Origin of the sequence: Mycobacterium saskatchewanense (assembly GCF_010729105.1) — a bacterium.
Taxonomy (GTDB): domain Bacteria; phylum Actinomycetota; class Actinomycetes; order Mycobacteriales; family Mycobacteriaceae; genus Mycobacterium; species Mycobacterium saskatchewanense.
This window is the reverse complement of record NZ_AP022573.1, coordinates 4,265,903-4,282,275: the sequence shown is the minus strand read 5'-3', so window position 1 is coordinate 4,282,275 and position 16,373 is coordinate 4,265,903. Positions and strand designations below refer to the sequence as shown.

The 16,373-nt window shown below is 72.3% G+C and carries 16 protein-coding genes and 1 pseudogene; 13 read left to right on the top strand and 4 right to left on the bottom strand.

What is annotated here, in order from left to right; translation table 11 throughout:
• The first annotated feature begins 24 nt into the window (after positions 1-24).
• The 5 genes from ttfA to G6N56_RS20155 are packed head-to-tail and all read left to right on the top strand — an operon-like array spanning position 25 to position 3,799.
• Positions 25-894 carry a trehalose monomycolate transport factor TtfA gene (ttfA, locus tag G6N56_RS20175; protein WP_085257843.1) on the top strand — a complete coding sequence of 290 codons (870 nt, stop codon included), beginning with the start codon at positions 25-27 and terminating at the stop codon, positions 892-894.
• Between the two features lie 51 nt (positions 895-945).
• On the top strand, positions 946-1,719 hold the full coding sequence (locus G6N56_RS20170; protein WP_085257844.1) for an SDR family NAD(P)-dependent oxidoreductase: 774 nt from the start codon (positions 946-948) through the stop codon (positions 1,717-1,719).
• Positions 1,706-2,248 (top strand): orotate phosphoribosyltransferase, encoded by a 543-nt coding sequence (gene pyrE, locus G6N56_RS20165; RefSeq protein WP_085257900.1) that lies wholly within the window; start codon positions 1,706-1,708, stop codon positions 2,246-2,248. The genes G6N56_RS20170 and pyrE overlap by 14 nt, the downstream gene beginning before the upstream one ends.
• A 1-nt stretch (position 2,249) precedes the next feature.
• Positions 2,250-3,158, top strand: coding sequence for a hypothetical protein (locus G6N56_RS20160; protein WP_085257845.1), 909 nt, complete (start codon positions 2,250-2,252; stop codon positions 3,156-3,158).
• Positions 3,155-3,799 (top strand): TrmH family RNA methyltransferase, encoded by a 645-nt coding sequence (locus G6N56_RS20155; RefSeq protein WP_085257901.1) that lies wholly within the window; start codon positions 3,155-3,157, stop codon positions 3,797-3,799. The genes G6N56_RS20160 and G6N56_RS20155 overlap by 4 nt, the downstream gene beginning before the upstream one ends.
• A gap of 288 nt (positions 3,800-4,087) precedes the next feature.
• Here the strand turns inward: G6N56_RS20155 and G6N56_RS20150 are convergent, their stop codons facing one another.
• On the bottom strand, positions 4,088-5,053 hold the full coding sequence (locus G6N56_RS20150) for a LysR family transcriptional regulator (protein ID WP_085257846.1): 966 nt from the start codon (positions 5,051-5,053) through the stop codon (positions 4,088-4,090).
• Positions 5,054-5,076: 23 nt separating this feature from the next.
• Here G6N56_RS20150 and G6N56_RS20145 point away from each other — a divergent pair, with 23 nt between their 5' ends.
• The 8 genes and pseudogenes from G6N56_RS20145 (at position 5,077) to G6N56_RS20110 (ending at position 13,757) form a co-directional block, all read left to right on the top strand.
• Positions 5,077-6,237 carry an XdhC family protein gene (locus G6N56_RS20145; RefSeq protein ID WP_085257847.1) on the top strand — a complete coding sequence of 387 codons (1,161 nt, stop codon included), beginning with the start codon at positions 5,077-5,079 and terminating at the stop codon, positions 6,235-6,237.
• Between the two features lie 64 nt (positions 6,238-6,301).
• The gene (locus G6N56_RS20140) at positions 6,302-7,186 is read left to right on the top strand and encodes an FAD binding domain-containing protein (RefSeq protein ID WP_085257848.1); all 885 of its coding nucleotides are present in this window, start codon (positions 6,302-6,304) and stop codon (positions 7,184-7,186) included.
• Positions 7,187-7,188: 2 nt separating this feature from the next.
• On the top strand, positions 7,189-7,665 hold the full coding sequence (locus tag G6N56_RS20135; RefSeq protein WP_085257849.1) for a (2Fe-2S)-binding protein: 477 nt from the start codon (positions 7,189-7,191) through the stop codon (positions 7,663-7,665).
• Positions 7,662-10,073, top strand: a complete 2,412-nt coding sequence (locus G6N56_RS20130) for an aerobic carbon-monoxide dehydrogenase large subunit (protein WP_085257850.1) — start codon at positions 7,662-7,664, stop codon at positions 10,071-10,073. The genes G6N56_RS20135 and G6N56_RS20130 overlap by 4 nt, the downstream gene beginning before the upstream one ends.
• 51 nt (positions 10,074-10,124) lie before the next feature.
• Positions 10,125-10,823: pseudogene (locus tag G6N56_RS20125) on the top strand (XdhC family protein); the annotation flags it as partial.
• A 176-nt stretch (positions 10,824-10,999) separates the two neighbouring features.
• Positions 11,000-11,881: an AAA family ATPase gene (locus G6N56_RS20120; RefSeq protein ID WP_085257902.1), complete on the top strand. Its 882-nt coding sequence runs from the start codon at positions 11,000-11,002 to the stop codon at positions 11,879-11,881.
• A gap of 13 nt (positions 11,882-11,894) precedes the next feature.
• On the top strand, positions 11,895-12,548 hold the full coding sequence (locus tag G6N56_RS20115; protein ID WP_085257852.1) for an SRPBCC family protein: 654 nt from the start codon (positions 11,895-11,897) through the stop codon (positions 12,546-12,548).
• A 6-nt stretch (positions 12,549-12,554) separates the two neighbouring features.
• On the top strand, positions 12,555-13,757 hold the full coding sequence (locus tag G6N56_RS20110) for a vWA domain-containing protein (RefSeq protein ID WP_085257853.1): 1,203 nt from the start codon (positions 12,555-12,557) through the stop codon (positions 13,755-13,757).
• On the opposite strand, the gene G6N56_RS28660 is transcribed toward G6N56_RS20110, so the two are convergent.
• Genes G6N56_RS28660 through G6N56_RS20100 form a run of 3 tightly spaced genes read right to left on the bottom strand, consistent with a single transcriptional unit; the run spans position 13,735 to position 16,350 of the window.
• Positions 13,735-14,448, bottom strand: coding sequence for a molybdopterin cofactor-binding domain-containing protein (locus tag G6N56_RS28660; RefSeq protein ID WP_197746637.1), 714 nt, complete (start codon positions 14,446-14,448; stop codon positions 13,735-13,737). The two genes, G6N56_RS20110 and G6N56_RS28660, sit on opposite strands and share 23 nt — an antisense overlap.
• Positions 14,400-15,866 (bottom strand): molybdopterin cofactor-binding domain-containing protein, encoded by a 1,467-nt coding sequence (locus tag G6N56_RS20105; protein ID WP_197746636.1) that lies wholly within the window; start codon positions 15,864-15,866, stop codon positions 14,400-14,402. The genes G6N56_RS28660 and G6N56_RS20105 overlap by 49 nt, the downstream gene beginning before the upstream one ends.
• The gene (locus tag G6N56_RS20100; protein WP_085257855.1) at positions 15,853-16,350 is read right to left on the bottom strand and encodes a (2Fe-2S)-binding protein; all 498 of its coding nucleotides are present in this window, start codon (positions 16,348-16,350) and stop codon (positions 15,853-15,855) included. Before G6N56_RS20100 ends, G6N56_RS20105 begins: the two co-directional genes overlap by 14 nt.
• Positions 16,351-16,373 lie beyond the last annotated feature (23 nt).

The window sequence follows — 16,373 nt, the reverse complement described above, 5'->3', positions numbered from 1 at the left end:
CCAACAGCAGATACCCTGTGTGGGATGGTCCCCCTTTGGTTCACGCTCTCCGCACTGTGCTTTGTCGGTGCGGGGGTGCTGCTGTACGTCGACCTGGATCGACGCCGCGGGCGCAGCCGGCGGCGTCGATCGTGGGCGCGCTCGCACGGCTTCGACTTCGAGAGCGAATCGACCGAGATCCTCAAGCGCTGGAAGCGCGGCGTGATGTCCACGGTCGGCGACGTCCCGGCCTTCAACGTGGTGCTGGGCCAGATCCGCGGCGAGGCCGTGTACATCTTCGACCTCGAAGAGGTCGCGACGGTCATCGCGCTGCACCGCAAGGTCGGCACCAACGTCGTGGTGGACCTGCGCCTCAAGGGGCTCAAAGAGCCGCGGGAGAGCGACATCTGGTTGCTGGGCGCCATCGGCCCGCGGATGGTGTACTCCACCAACCTCGACGCCGCCCGTCGCGCCTGCGACCGGCGCATGGTCACCTTCGCCCACACCGCGCCCGACTCCGCCGAGATCATGTGGAACGAGCAGAACTGGACGCTGGTCGCCCTGCCGGTCACCAGCACGCGCACCCAGTGGGACGAGGGCCTGCGCACCGTGCGCCAGTTCAACGACCTGCTGCGGGTGCTGCCACCGGCGCCGCAGGACACCGCCGAAGAAGCCGCGGCGCCCGCGCCGCGCACCGCGGCCCCGGGCCGCCCGCTGGCGCCGGCCGGTCGGGCGGAACTGCCGCCGCGCCGCGCTCAGCAGGACGTGGCCGGATTGCTGGGGGACGCCGGCCGCCGCGGGCCGGAGCCCGTGCGCCGGGAGCAGGCGCCGCGCGCCGAGGGCCGGCCCGAACCGGGCCACCGCCCACCGCCGACGGGGCGCAACGGCCGGCAGGCCAGCAACTTCCAGCACTGACCCCGGGGAGCGCGGGTCGGGCGGCGGCGCCGCCGTCATAGGATGTCGCTCATGCCCCGCCCCGTCGCCCTGATCACCGGGCCCACGTCGGGCATCGGCGCCGGCTACGCCCGGCGCTACGCGCGCGACGGCTACGACCTGGTGCTGGTGGCCCGCGACGTCGACCGGCTGACCGAGCTGGCCGGTGAACTGGAGGCCCAGACCGGCACCGTCGAGATCCTGCCCGCCGATCTCGCCGACCCCGCCGATCGCGCGAAGGTCGCCGACCGGCTCGCCGACGGGGTGCGGGTCCTGGTCAACAACGCCGGCTTCGGCACCAAGGGCGACTTCTGGGCGACCGACCCCGCGCTGCTGCAGAAGCAGCTCGACGTCAACGTCACGTCGGTCATGCACCTCACGCGGGCAGCCCTGCCCGCCATGCTCGACGCCGGCGCCGGGACCGTCATCAACATCGCCAGCGTCGCCGGGCTGGTGGCGGGGCGCGGGTCGACGTATTCGGCGTCCAAGGCGTGGGTGATCTCGTTCAGCGAGGGCCTGGCCGTGGCCCTGGAGGGCACCGGCGTCGGCGTGCACGCCGTCTGCCCGGGATACGTGCACACCGAGTTCCACGCCCGCGCCGGCATCGACATGGCCAAGCTGCCGTCGTTCATGTGGCTGGAGGTCGACGACGTGGTGAGCCAGAGCCTGGCCGACGTCGCGGCCGGCAAGGTCATCAGCATCCCCGGGGTGCAATACAAGGCGTTGGTCACCGCCGGGCGCCTCATTCCGCGCGGCCTGCTGCGCGGGGTCGTCAAACGGGTCGGCGGTGGCCGTGGCCGAAGCTGACGACCGGGCGGAATTGGCGGACCTGGTGCGCCGGCTGTCGGTGGTGCACGGGCGGGTCACCCTCTCGTCGGGCAAGGAGGCGGACTACTACGTCGACCTGCGCCGCGCCACCCTGCATCACCGGGCCTCCGCGCTGATCGGCCGGCTGATGCGCGAGCTCACCAGCGACTGGGATTACGCCGTGGTCGGCGGGTTGACCCTGGGCGCCGACCCGGTGGCCACGGCCGTCATGCACGCGCCCGGGCGCCCGGTCGACGCGTTCGTGGTGCGGAAGTCGGCGAAAACTCATGGGCTGCAACGACTTATCGAGGGCAGCGACGTCGTGGGCAAGCGGGTGCTGGTCGTCGAGGACACCAGCACCACCGGCAACTCGGCGCTCACCGCCGTGCACGCCGTGCGGGACGCCGGGGGCGAGGTGGTCGGCGTGGCCACCGTGGTGGACCGGGCCACCGGGGCCGCCGAGGCGATCGAAGCCGAGGGATTGCCCTATCGCAGCGTGCTGGGCCTGGCCGATCTGGGGTTGGGCTAGTTTGCATCGCCGCACGCAGCTTCTCGCGATTGCGGCCTGCCTGCTGGCGCTCGTGGCGGGGTGCTCGGGCTCGCGTCAGCCGGTCCGCGCGTACGGCGCCCAGGGCGCCCGGCTGGGCGAATCGCTGGCGCTGCTGGGCTGGAACATGTCGGTGTCGAATCTGCGCTGGGACGGCGACTACGTGCTGGTCGACGTCGACGCGTCGGTGGCCGATCCGCACGGCGCGCACGCCGCGCCGGCGGACATCCGCTTCGGGCTCTACGGGGCGCTCGCGCATCCGATGGAGCACACCGCGCTGGGCAGCTGCGACGACGCGGCGGCCAGCGTGCGAGACGTCCGCTCGCCGCTGTCGGCGCCGCCGGACCGGCTCACCGGCACGGTTTGCCTTGGGCCCCTGCAGGATCGAAGCCAGGTCCGGGGGGTCTACGGTTACTCACCGCGCGACCGGATCCCGAACACGTCGGCGGCCTACCCGGTGGCGTTCCCGGTGGGGCTGATGCCGACCAACGTCAACGACACCGGATTGGTGGTCAAGACCGCCAGCCTGTCGGCCTGGCGCGCCGACGGCAAGCCGGTGACCCAGGCGCAGCTCGGCGATCCGGGGGCGTTCACCGGCAACGGCTACATGCTGCTGGGCCTGGAGGCCGACGCGGTCGCGGGCCGCTACCGCGACGACTCCGCCAAGCGCGGCGGCCCGATGATGCTGCTCGCGTCGCCGACCCTGCCCCCGCCGGGGCTGAACCCGTCGTGCGCGGTGTACGGGTCGTCGGTGCTGATCCTGCCCGACGCCTCGCTGGATTCGGTGCACGTCAACGCCTCGCTGTGCACGCAGGGCGAGATCAACGAGGCGCTGCTGTATGCGACCGTCGCGGTGGACGGCACGCACGCCGCGGTGTGGACGCAGCGATGAGCGAGCCGGGGCCCACCGAATGGGCGGTACCGGCGCCGGGCGTCGGCCCCTGGGCCGGCGAGGTTCCCGACGACCCGCGGTATGACCCGGTCCTGTTGCGGGAGGGCGATTCCCGCAACGTGGTCGACGCCTACCGGTACTGGACCCGGGAGGCGATCATCGCCGACATCGACACGAGGCGGCACCCGCTGCACGTGGCGATCGAGAACTTCGGGCACGACGCGAACATCGGGTCGGTGGTGCGCACCGCCAACGCCTTCGCCGTGCACACCGTGCACATCGTCGGCCGGCGACGCTGGAATCGCCGCGGCGCCATGGTGACCGACCGCTACCAGCGGCTGTGTCATCACGACAGCGCGGCCGAGTTGCTGGACTTCGCGGCGGAGGCCGGGCTGACGGTCGTCGCGGTCGACAACGTCCCGGGAGCGGCGCGGCTGGAGGAGACGGCGCTGCCGCGGGACTGCCTGCTGGTCTTCGGTCAGGAGGGTCCGGGGATCACCGGTGACACCCGCACGGGCGCGGCCGTGACCGTGTCGATCGCGCAGTTCGGGTCGACGCGCAGCATCAACGCCGGTGTGGCCGCCGGGATCGCGATGCACGCCTGGGTTCGTCGGCACGCGGATCTCTCGCGCGCCTGGTGAGGGTGCGCTGTCGGGCGTTGAGTGTGTGCTGAGGGTTTCGAGTGTGCATCCGGGGCGGGCGCCGCGGCGTTTTCCCCGCCTTCAGCGCACAATGAAAGCCCCAGGTGCACAGTCGATGAGCGTCGGGTTGGAGCAGCCCGTCGAGGGTGCGCCCAGTCCATCGAGTGCGTGCTGAGGGTTTTGGGTGTGCATCCAGGGCGGCGCTTCGGCGTTTTCTCCGCCCTCAGCGCACAATGGACGCCCTACGCGCACCCTGGACAACAGTCGGCCGGCCGTCCAGGCACACACTCAACTCCACAGCGTCACATGCACTTTCGGCCGGAACCGCGTCACGCCCACACCCGATCCGCGGATCATCGCCTGCGTGCATCTCGGCGTGGTGATGAAGCTGATCAATTCCGACACCGCGGGCTGACGCGCCGACGGCGGCAGCGTCGCCGCGCACCATTCGCCCGACTTCTCCAGCCCCGGGCCGCTCACCCGCGCCACCCGCCCGGCCGCGAGATCCTTGGCCACCGCGAAGCCGATCGTCAGCGTCGCGCCGCCGACCCGCTGCACCTCCTCGAGCGCGGCCGCATCGCTCTGAAAAATGCGCTGCTGTGACTCCGGAATAGCTAAGGCGCGCAACATGTTTGCGATCTCGCCGTCGACGCCTCCCGCCGACGGGCCGAGCATCCACTGCTGCTGGCGCAGCAGCGCGGGCGTCGGAACACCCGACGTCAGAGGGCTTTTCGGCGCGACGACCGTGATGATCTGGTATTTCAGAAAGGGTTTCACGAAGATGGAGCCGTCGTGGCCGGCCGTGTTCTCGCTGGCGGGGCCGATCGCGATGTCGACTGCACGCGCGCTGATCAGGTCGCGGAACCGGCTCGTCGGGTGCACGCTCAGCTCCACCGACAGGTCGTCGGCCCGGGACGAGAAGAGCTCGATCAGCCCGGGGGCGGCGTGTTCGGCGAACGTGGTGGATGCGGCGATCCGCAGCAGCCGCCGCCCGTGGGCCGCCTCGGTGACCTCGATCGCGGTCTGTTGCTGCAACCCCAGGATCTCCACGGCCCGGCTGGCCAGCCGCAGCCCCCCCGGCGTGAAGGCCAGGCCGGCGCCCGTCCTGGTGAACAACGCGTCGTCGAGTTCCTTGCGCAGCGCGGCGATGTGCATGGACACGCCGGCGTCGGACATGCCGAGTTCGGCGGCGGCCGCCCGCACGGAGCCCAACCGCACCACCGCCGAGTAGGCCCGAAGTTGAGCCGGAGTCACGCCATGAGCCTACTTTGGGATGCGTGCGTGACGTGCTTGCCGAACTCCTGCCGGTCTGGCGTGCCGGTGACACCGCGGGATTGGCGACGGTGGTGCGGACGTTCCGGTCCGCGCCCCGGCAGCCGGGCGCCGCGATGGTGGTGGCCCCGGACGGTTCGGTGTCCGGGTCGGTGTCGGGCGGTTGCGTGGAGGGCGCGGTCTACGAGCTCGCCACCGAGGTCGCCGCGACCGGGGCACCGCGGCTGGAGCGCTACGGCGTCAGCGACGGCGACGCCTTCGCGGTCGGGCTCACCTGCGGCGGCATCATCGACATCTTCGTCGAGGCGGTATCCCGGGCGACGTTCCCAGAACTGGGTGGTGTGGCCGACGACGTCGAAGAGCATCGCGCGGTGGCGGTCGCGACCGTCGTCGCCCACCCCGACGCGCGACGGGTGGGTGCCAGGCTGATCGTCCGGCCGCGCGGCGTGACGGGTTCGCTGGGGTCGGCGCGCGCCGACGCCGCCGTCGCCGACGACGCGCGCGGGCTGCTGGCGGTCGGCCGCAGCGAGGTCCTCGAATACGGGCCCGACGGGCAGCGCCTGGGCGCGGGCATGGAGGTCTTCGTCTGCAGCTACGCCCCCCGGCCGCGGATGTTGGTGTTCGGCGCCATCGATTTCGCCGCGGCGCTGGCGCGGCAGGGAACGCTCCTCGGCTATCGCGTCACCGTGTGCGACGCCCGCGCCGTCTTCGCCACGCCGGCGCGATTCCCGACGGCCGACCACGTCGTCGCGGAGTGGCCCCACCGGTATCTGGCGGCCGAGGCGCAGGCGAACGCGGTCGACGCCAGCACCGTGATCTGCGTGCTGACCCACGACCCGAAGTTCGACGTCCCGGTCCTCGAAGTGGCGCTGCGGCTGCCCCGCGTCGGCTACGTGGGGGCGATGGGATCGCGCCGCACCCACGAGGACCGGATGAGCCGGCTGCGGGCGGCGGGACTGACCGACGAGGAGCTGAGCCGGCTGTCCAGCCCCATCGGGCTCGACCTCGGGGCGCGCACCCCGGAGGAGACCGCGGTCTCGATCGCCGCCGACATCATCGCCAAGCGCTGGGGCGGCGGGGGCCGGCCGCTGTCGGAAACCGCTGGCCGCATCCACCACGACGCCCGGCTCGAGGGCGAGTTAAAGGATCACTTAACTCGCTATTGACGCCCAGGTCAGCCGGGCCGACACTGGGTGCCCATCACCCAGACGCCCAACGGAGGTGCGTCACATGCAAGTGCCCGGGCCGTTCGAATACGAACGTGCGACCAGCGTCGACCATGCCATCGGATTGCTGGATCGGCTGGGGGAGGGTGCGCGCATCGTCGCCGGCGGGCACAGCCTGCTGCCGATGATGAAGCTGCGCATCGCCAACCCCGAATACCTCATCGACATCAACGACCTGGCCCTCGAGCTCGGGTACGTCATCACCGCGCCGACGCTGGTGCGCGTCGGCGCGATGACCCGACACCGCGAGATCCTGGAGTCCGACACCCTGGCCGCGGTGTGCCCCATCTTCCGCGACGCCGAGAAGGTGATCGCCGACCCGGTGGTCCGCAACCGCGGCACCCTGGGCGGCTCGCTGTGCCAGGCCGACCCGGCGGAGGACCTGTCGACGGTGTGCGAGGTACTGGACGCCGTGTGCCTCGTCCGCGGGCCGTCGGGCGGGCGTGAGGTGGGGATGGACGAGTTCATGATCGGCCCGTACGAGACGGCCGTCGCCCCCAACGAGATGCTGATCGAGGTGCGAATCCCGGTGCGTGACCGGACTTCCAGCGCCTACGCCAAGGTCGAGCGGCGCGTCGGCGACTGGGCGGTCACGGCGGCCGGCGCGTCGATCACCCTCGACGGAGACACCATCGCCGGCGCCCGGATCGGCCTGACCGCGGTGAACGCCGACCGGCGCGCCCTGGCAGAGGTAGCGGCTGAGCTGGCCGGCAAGCCCGCCACCGACGAGGCCTTCGTGGAGGCGGGCCGCCGCGCCGCCGAGGCCTGTGAGCCGGCCGAGGACATCCGCGGAACGGCCGCCTACAAGCGCCACCTGGCCGCCGAATTGACCACTCGCACATTGCGTTCGGCCGCCGAACGGGTGCGCGCCACGGCAGGGAGGAGCTAGCCATGCAGGTCACCATGACCGTCAACGGCGAGCAGGTCAGCGCCGACGTCGAGCCGCGGACGCTGCTGGTGCACTTCCTGCGGGATCACCTCCGGCTCACCGGCACCCATTGGGGATGCGACACCAGCAACTGCGGCACGTGCGTGGTCGACGTCGACGGCGTGCCGGTCAAGTCCTGCACGATGCTGGCGGTGATGGCGTCGGGGCACAGCGTGCGGACGGTCGAGGGGCTCGCCGTGAACGGCCAGCTGGACCCCGTGCAGGAGGGCTTCATGCGCTGCCACGGCCTGCAGTGCGGCTTCTGCACCCCGGGCATGATGATCACCGCGCGCGCCCTGCTGGACCGCGACCCGCACCCCGACGAGGACACCATCCGGGAGGCGATCTCCGGACAGATCTGCCGGTGCACCGGCTACACCACCATCGTGCGGTCCATCCAGTGGGCGGCCCAACACTCCGGCGCGGAGGCCCAGGCATGACGACCATCGAATCCCGGCCGCCTGAGCGGGACGGAAGTCCAGAAGATCGAGCGGACAACGACCAAAAGCCTTGCGGTCACGGCCGGATGCTGCGCAAGGAGGACCCGCGCTTCATCCGCGGCCGCGGCACCTACGTCGACGACGTCAACCTGCACGGCATGCTGCACCTGGCGATCCTGCGGTCGCCGTACGCGCACGCCCGCATCGTCTCGATCGACGTGACCGCCGCGCTGGCCCACCCGAAGGTCAAGGCCGTGGTCACGGGCGCGGACCTGGCCGAGAAGGGCCTGGCGTGGATGCCGACGCTGTCCAACGACGTGCAGGCCGTGCTGGCCACCGACAAGGTGCGTTTCCAGGGCCAGGAGGTGGCGTTCGTCGTTGCCGAGGACCGGTATTCGGCGCGCGACGCGCTGGAGCTCATCGACGTCGACTACGACCCGCTGGATCCGGTCGTGGACGTCCGCAAGGCACTCGACCCGGCGGCGCCGGTGATCCGCACCGACCTCGACGGCAAGACGGACAACCACATCTTCGACTGGGAAACCGGCGACGCGGCCGCCACCGAGGCGGCGTTCGCGCGCGCCGACGTCGTGGTCAGGCAGGAGATGGTCTACCCCCGCGTGCACCCCGCGCCGATGGAAACCTGTGGCGCCGTGGCGGACCTGGACCCCGTGACCGGCAAGCTCACGCTGTGGACCACCTCGCAGGCCCCGCACGCCCACCGCACCCTGTACGCGTTGGTCGCCGGCCTGCCCGAACACAAGATCCGGGTGATCTCGCCCGACGTCGGCGGCGGCTTCGGCAACAAGGTGCCCATCTATCCCGGCTACGTCTGCGCGATCGTCGGCTCGCTGCTGCTGGGCAAGCCGGTCAAATGGATGGAGGACCGCAGCGAGAACCTGACCTCCACCAGCTTCGCGCGCGACTACATCATGGTCGGCGAGATCGCCGCGACCAATGACGGCAAGATCCTGGCGATCCGGTCCAACGTGCTGGCCGACCACGGAGCCTTCAACGGCCAGGCCGCGCCGACGAAGTACCCGGCCGGCTTCTTCGGCGTGTTCACCGGCAGCTACGACATCGAGGCCGCCTACTGCCACATGACCGCGGTGTACACCAACAAGGCGCCGGGCGGGGTGGCCTACGCGTGTTCGTTCCGGATCACCGAGGCGGTGTACTTCGTCGAGCGGCTGGTGGACTGCCTGGCCTTCGACCTGAAGATGGACCCCGCCGAGCTGAGGTTGCGAAACCTGCTGCGGCCCGAGCAATTCCCGTACCAGAGCAAGACCGGCTGGACGTACGACTCGGGCGACTACGAGGCCACCATGCGCAAGGCCATGGACATGATCGGATACGAGGCGTTGCGCGAGGAGCAGGAGCGCAAGCGGCAAAACGGCGAGCTGATGGGCATCGGTATGTCGTTCTTCACCGAGGCCGTCGGCGCCGGCCCGCGCAAGGACATGGACATCCTCGGCCTGGGCATGGCCGACGGGTGCGAGCTGCGCGTGCATCCGACCGGGAAAGCCGTGGTGCGGCTCTCGGTTCAGACGCAGGGGCAGGGCCACGAGACGACGTTCGCGCAGATCGTCGCCGAGGAGCTCGGCATCCCGCCCGACGACATCGACGTGGTGCACGGCGACACCGACCAGACGCCCTTCGGGCTGGGCACCTACGGCAGCCGCTCGACCCCGGTCTCCGGTGGGGCGGCGGCGCTGGTCGCCCGCAAGGTCCGCGACAAGGCGAAGATCATCGCCTCGGGCATGCTCGAGGTATCGGTCGCCGACCTGGAGTGGGAGAAGGGCTCGTTCCACGTGACGGGCGACCCGTCGGCGTCGGTGACCATCGCCGACATTGCGATGCGCGCCCACGGGGCCGGTGACCTGCCCGAGGGCATCGAGGGCGGGCTCGACGCCGAGGTCTGCTACAACCCGGAGAACCTGACCTATCCGTACGGCGCGTATTTCTGTGTGGTGGACGTCGATCCGGGGACCGCGGTAGTCAAGGTGCGGCGCTTCCTGGCGGTCGACGACTGCGGCACCCGGATCAACCCGATGATTATCGAGGGCCAGGTGCACGGCGGCATCGTCGACGGCATCGGCATGGCGCTGATGGAGTGGATCGCGTTCGACGAGGAAGGCAACTGCCTGGGCGGGTCGCTCATGGACTACCTGATCCCGACGGCGATGGAGGTGCCGCACCTGGAGACGGGGCACACCGTCACGCCGTCGCCGCATCACCCGATCGGCGCGAAGGGCATCGGCGAGTCGGCCACCGTCGGCTCGCCGCCGGCGGTGGTGAACGCGGTGGTGGATGCGTTGGCGCCGTTCGGCGTTCGCCACGCCGACATGCCCCTGACACCGTCGCGGGTGTGGGAGGCCATGCAGGGCAGGGCGAGGCCACCGATCTGACGCCGCGACGACGAGCGAGGAACGAGCGATGAGGAGGGGCGCAGTCATCCGATGACCGCCATCAGCGAACGGGTTCAGCAACTGCTGGCCGCGCGCACGCCGTTCGTGCACGCGACCGTGGTGCGCGCCCAGCCGCCCACGTCGTCCTACGCGGGCGACGAGGCGATCCTGTTGGCGGACGGCACGATCGAGGGCTTCGTCGGCGGGCAGTGCGCGCAGAACTCGGTCCGCAAGGCGGCGCTGGGCGCGCTGCAGGCGGGCGAAAGTGTGTTGCTGCGGGTGCTTCCCGACGGCGACGTGCACTTCCCGGAGGCACCCGGCGCCTGCGTGGTGGTCAACCCCTGCCTGTCGGGCGGTTCGCTGGAGATCTTCCTGACGCCGCAGCTGCCCGCCCCGCTGATCGAGATCCACGGTGCCACCCCGATCGCGGGCGCCCTGGCGCAGATCTGTGGGGTGCTGGGCTACGACGTGCGCACCGGCCCGGACGCGGCCGGCGCGACCGCCGTCGTGATCGCCAGCCACGGCGGCCCGGAGGCCGAAATCATCCGCGCCGCACTGGACAACGGTGTGCGGTACATCGGCCTGGTCGCCAGCAGGGTGCGCGGCGCCGCGATCCTCAACGAGCTTGAGCTCTCCGACGCCGAGCGGGCGCGGGTGCACACCCCGGTCGGCCTGGACATCGGGGCCAAGACGCCGGCGGAGATCGCGGTCTCGATCGCGGCCGAGCTGGTCGCCGGGATCCGCGCCGGTGAGCTGGGCCGGCCCGTCGCGCCGCCCGTCGCCGAAACGTTGGCCGAGGCGGTCGACCCGATCTGCGGCATGACGGTGCCGATCGGGCCGGCCTCCGAGCACCTGCGGCTGGCCGGCGTGGACCACTGGTTCTGCGGTCCCGGGTGCCGCGCGGCGTTCGCCGCGAAAGCTGGCGCATGACACCGGTTGCGTTCCACGGGCCCGACGACGTGATCGCCCGGTTCGACGCGCGCGACTACCTGCTCGACACGGGGACCGCGTCGGCGATCTACCTGGCGGTCACCCTGGGCAAACCGCTGCTGCTGGAGGGCGAGCCCGGGGTCGGCAAGACGACCGCCGCGAAAGTCCTTGCCGCCGTCCTGGACACCACGCTGGTCCGCCTGCAGTGTTACGAGGGGCTGACGGCGAGCGAGGCGCTCTACGACTGGAACTACCAGCGCCAGCTGTTGTCCATCCGGCTCGCCGAGGCGCAGGCGACCGGCATCCGGGAGGCCGACCTCTATACCGAGGCGTACCTGGTGGACCGGCCCATCCTGCGCTGCGTGCGGCACCGCGGTCCGGCGCCCCCGGTCCTGCTGATCGACGAGATCGACCGCGCCGACGACGAATTCGAGGCGCTGCTGCTGGAGTTCCTCGGCGAGGCCGCGGTCACCGTCCCCGAACTCGGCACCTTCGTCGCCGAGCGGCCGCCGATCGCGGTGCTCACCTCCAACCGCAGCCGCGACCTGCACGACGCCCTGCGCCGCCGCTGCCTGTACCACTGGATCGACTACCCGCAGCCGTCCCGGGCCGCCGCGATCGTCCGCCGCACCGTGCCGGGGGCCACCGCGCCGCTGATCGAGCACGCCACCCAGTTCGTCGGCCGCGCACGCGATCTCGACCTGGACAAGCCGCCCGGCGTCGCCGAGACCATCGACTGGGTCGCCGCCCTGGTGGCGCTGGGCGTCGCCGATCTGGTGGACCCGGAGCGGGCCCTGACCAGCCTGGCGGCCCTGGCCAAGACGCCCGACGACCGTACGCTCATTCGCGACGCCTTTGTTGAGTACAGCCGCACCTGAGAGGACCCGCAGCATGAAGATCGCCAACCAGTTCACCGTCAGCGCGCCCATCGACAAGGCGTGGGCCGTGCTGTGCGATCTGGAGCAGGTGATCCCGCTGATGCCGGGGGCCGCGCTGACCGGCCACGAGGGCGACGACTACTTCGGCAAGGTCAAGGTCAAGGTCGGGCCGGTGACCAGCGAGTTCAGCGGCAAGGTGCGTTTCGTCGAGCAAGACGCCGCCCAGCACCGCGCCGTCATCGACGGCAAGGGCAAGGAGACGCGCGGCACCGGGAACGCGGCCGCCACGGTCACCGCCCAGTTGCACGAGGACGGCGACCGCACCAGCGTCACCGTCGACACCGACCTGAAGATCGTCGGCAAGCTGGCCCAGTTCGGCAGCGGCATGCTGCAGCAGGTGTCGGAGAAGCTGCTGGGCCAGTTCGTGGAGTCGCTGGAGGCGGAGTTGGCGGCGCAGAGCGTCGCGGCGCCGGCAACCCCGGAGGGCCCCGCGGAGATCGGGCGCGTCCCGGAGCCGGCGCCCGCGGCCATCCAGACCCGCGCCGAGCCCGAACCCATCGACCTGCTCGCGCTCGCCGGCGGCGATCAGCTCAAGAAGTACGGCGCGGTGGCGGTGGCGGTCGTCGCCGTGCTGGTGCTGATCTGGGTGCTGCGCCGGCGGCGTTAGCGGCCCGTGAGCACGCCAGCGCTGTTCCGCGGCGTCGACCTCGCGGCGTTCGCCGCCGCGCTGGTGGCGCGCCTGCGTGTCACCGGGGTGCAGGTGTCCGCCGACGGCCAGGCCGGTCTGGTCGAGGCGCTGCGCCTCCTGGCGCCGCACACCGCGCCGGACCTGTACTGGGCCGCCCGGCTGACGCTGGTCACCCGCAGGGACGACCTCGCCGCCTTCGACGCCGTCTTCGCGGCTGTGTTCGGGAGCGCCCTGCCCGACGGCGCGCGCGGCCCCGAGCCGCCACTGCCCCTCCCCGCACGCGCAACGCCCGCCGCCGGCGCCATTCGGGGCGCGGGCGGCCAGTCACCCGGCTCCCTGCCCTGGGCGACTCGCGGCGGCGCCGCGCAGGACGGTGCGGAGGCCCCGCCCCTGCGCCTCCCCGACGTCCTGCCCAGCCGCCTGGCCGCGCTCGCCGACCAACCGTTCGACCGCTTCGACGCCGAGGACCTCCGCCTGCTCGGCTCGTGGCTGGAGGGCACCGTCGCGCGCTGGCCCCGGCGGCGCAGCATGCGGTTCGAGCGCAGCCCCGCCGGCAAGCGGATCGACCTGCGGGCGACCATGACCGCCTCGCGCGCAACGGGATTCGAAACGGTGACGCTGGCCCGCTCCCGGCCGCGGCGCAGGCCGCGACGGGTGGTGCTGGCCTGTGACGTGAGCAGGTCGATGCAGCCGTACGCCGCCGTCTACCTGCACCTGATGCGAGCGCTGACGCTGCGCCGGGCCGGGACGCGCCCCGAGGTGTTCGCGTTCGCGACGTCGCTGACCCGGCTCACTCCCGTGCTGGCCCACCGGTCGGCAGAGGTGGCGCTGGCCAAGGCCAACGCGAAGGTCACCGACCGGTACGGTGGCACGTTCATCGGCCGCAGCGTCGGCGCGCTCCTGGCCGCGCCGCACGGCAACGCGTTGCGCGGCGCGGTGGTGATCATCGCCTCCGACGGCTGGGACGCCGATCCGCCCGAGGTGCTGGCCCGCGCCATGGCCCGGCTGCGCCGCCGTGCCGCGCTCATCGTCTGGCTCAATCCCCGTGCGGCGCAGCGGGGTTACCAGCCGCGAACGGGGTCGATGGCCGCCGCCCTGCCGCACTGCGACTTGTTCCTGCCGGCGCAGTCGCTGGCGGGGATCCGGGAGTTGCTGGGGGCGCTGGCTAATCCGGCATCGCCGCGATGAGCTGCTCGGGCGTCAGCGGCAGCGAACGCACCCGGATGCCCAGCGCGTCGTACACCGCGTTGGCGATCGCCGCGGCCGTCGGCCCCTGCGCGCACTCGCCGACCCCGAGCGATGGGTTACCGTGTCCGGCAATGAATTCCACGTCGACGGCGGGCACCTCGGAGAAGCGCAGGATGGGGTAGGTCTCCCAGGTGTCGCTGGTCACGTTGAAGCGGTCGAAGCGCACCCGCTCCTTGAGCGTCCAGCTGGTGGCCTGGATCGCGCCGCCCTCGATCTGGTTGGCCGCGCCGTCGGGATTGATCAGCAGGCCGGCATCCACCGCGATCGTCAGCCGCCGCACCCGTACCCGGTCGGTCGCCTCGACCTCGGCGACCACCGCGCAGTACGCCGACGCGTTCTTGTACCGCGCGTACCCGACGCCGCGCCCCACGGAGTCGTGCGCCACCCGGTCGGCCCAGCCGGCCCGCGCCGCCGCCGCGCTCAGCACGGCCCGCCCGCGCGGATCCGACAGGTGCGCCAGCCGGAACTCCACGGGGTCGCGGTCGGCGGCCGCCGCGAGCTCGTCCATGAACGACTCCGCGGCGAACACGTTGACGAACGCGCCCAGCGACCGCAGCGCCGAGGTCCGCAGCGGCATCTCGGTCAGCAGGTGGCTGGTGACCCGGACGGCGGGAAAGTCGTAGCCGGGCACGGCGTTTCGCGCGGTGCCGCCACCCCAGTCCAGCGGGGGCTCGCCGCCGGCGCGGATCGGCTCGCCGCCGGCGCGGTGGCTGGCCGCCAGTAGCGCGTTCGTGGCGGTGGTCCCGGGGCGGCCCATGTAGCTGTTGCTCCAGATCTCGTGGCGCCAGGCCAGCACGCCGCCGTCCGCCCCGCAGTCGGCGCCGATCTCGACGACGGCCGCCGGGCCGAACGGCGCCCACGCCAGCTCGTCGGGGCGCGACCACACCACGTGCACACCACGTGCACGGGCCGCCCGGGCACCGTCCGCGCCAGGACCGCGGCGTCCATGGCGGCGTCGTCGGCGCCGTTGTGGCCGTAGCAGCCGGCGCCCTCGACGTGGCGCACCACCACCAGTTCGGGCGCCAGGCCGAACGCCGCGGCCAGGTCGTGGCGCAGCTGGTAGACGCCCTGGGTCTGCGACCAGACCTCCAACCGCCCGTCTGGGTGCGCGAGCGCCGCGGCCGACGACGGGCCGATCGAGCCGTGCGCCAGGAACGGCCGGTGGTAGCGCGCCGAGTATGACCGCGCCGCACGGGTGCTCGCGGGGCCCTCCCTGGACGCGAGCACCGCGGTGTCGGCGCGCGCCGACATCAGGAAGCCGGGCAGGTCGTCCTCGTCGGGCAGCGCAGGCTGCTCGTCCCAGCGGGCGTCGGCGCGGAGCCGGTCGGCGGCGCGCAGCGCGACCTCCTCGCGTTCGGCCACCACGCCGAGGAAGTCGCCGTCGCGCACGACGGCGACGACGCCCGGCAGGGCGCGGGCCGGGCCGGGGTCCACGCCGCGCAGCCTCGCGCCGCGCGACGGCGGCCGCACGACCCGCCCATACAGCTGGCCGTCGAGCGCCAGGTCGTGCACGTAGCGCGGCCGGCCGGTCAGCTTGTCCGGCAGGTCGAGGCGCGCCGCGTCGGTGCCGACGACCGCGTAGTCCGCCTCGGGCTTCGGTGCCACCTCGCCGGTGGCCTCGCGGTCCAGGAGCGAGTCGTCCGCCAGCTCCCAGTAGCTGGTCGAAACCCCGTCCGGCCCGGTGATCTGGCCGTCGAGCACATCCAGCTCGTCGGCCGCGACGGCCAGCTTGGCGGCGGCGACCTCGAGGTAGAGCGTCCGCGCCTCGGCGCACACCTGGCGCAGCGCCGCCCCGGAGTGCTGGATCGACCGGCTGCCGGCGGTGAACCCCTCGTCCGGGCTGAGATCCGTTGCCGCGGCGACCATCCTGACCCGCGAGAGGTCGACGTCGAGCTCATCGGCGACGATCTGCGCCAGCGCCGTCAGCACCCCCTGGCCCAGCTCCACCTTCCCGGAGCGCACCTCGACCACGCCGTCCGACCCGATCCGCAGCCAGCCGCCCAGGACGGGATTGTTGGCCAGCGACGGCGACACGTCAGCCGCGGCCATCGGTCGCCCCCCGCATCTCGGCCGCGGCGGCCAGCACCGCCGCGACCACCCGGTTGTGCGACCCGCACCGGCACAGGTTGGGGTCCAGCGCCTCGCGGACCTCGGCGTCCGTCGGGTCGGGATGGTCGGCCAGCAGGGCCGCCGCCGCCACGACGATCCCCGACATGCAATACCCGCACTGCGCGGCCTGCCGCTCGACCAGGGCGCGCGCCACCGGGTGCGGTTCCCCGTCGGCGCCCAGGCCCTCGACGGTCTCGATCGACCTGTCGCCGACCGACCACAGCGGCGTGTCGCACGAGTAGATGGGACGGCCGTCGGCGAGCACGAAACACGCGCCGCACAGCCCGATCCCGCAGCCGAACCTCGTCCCCTTCAGCCCCAGGTGGTTGCGCAGCACGTAGAGCAGCGGCGTGTCTTCCTCGGCGTCCACCTGGTAGCGGCGCCCATTAACGGTCACGGCGGTCACGTCCGTCGAGTCACCCATGACTCCAGCATCCCCGAGCCGCC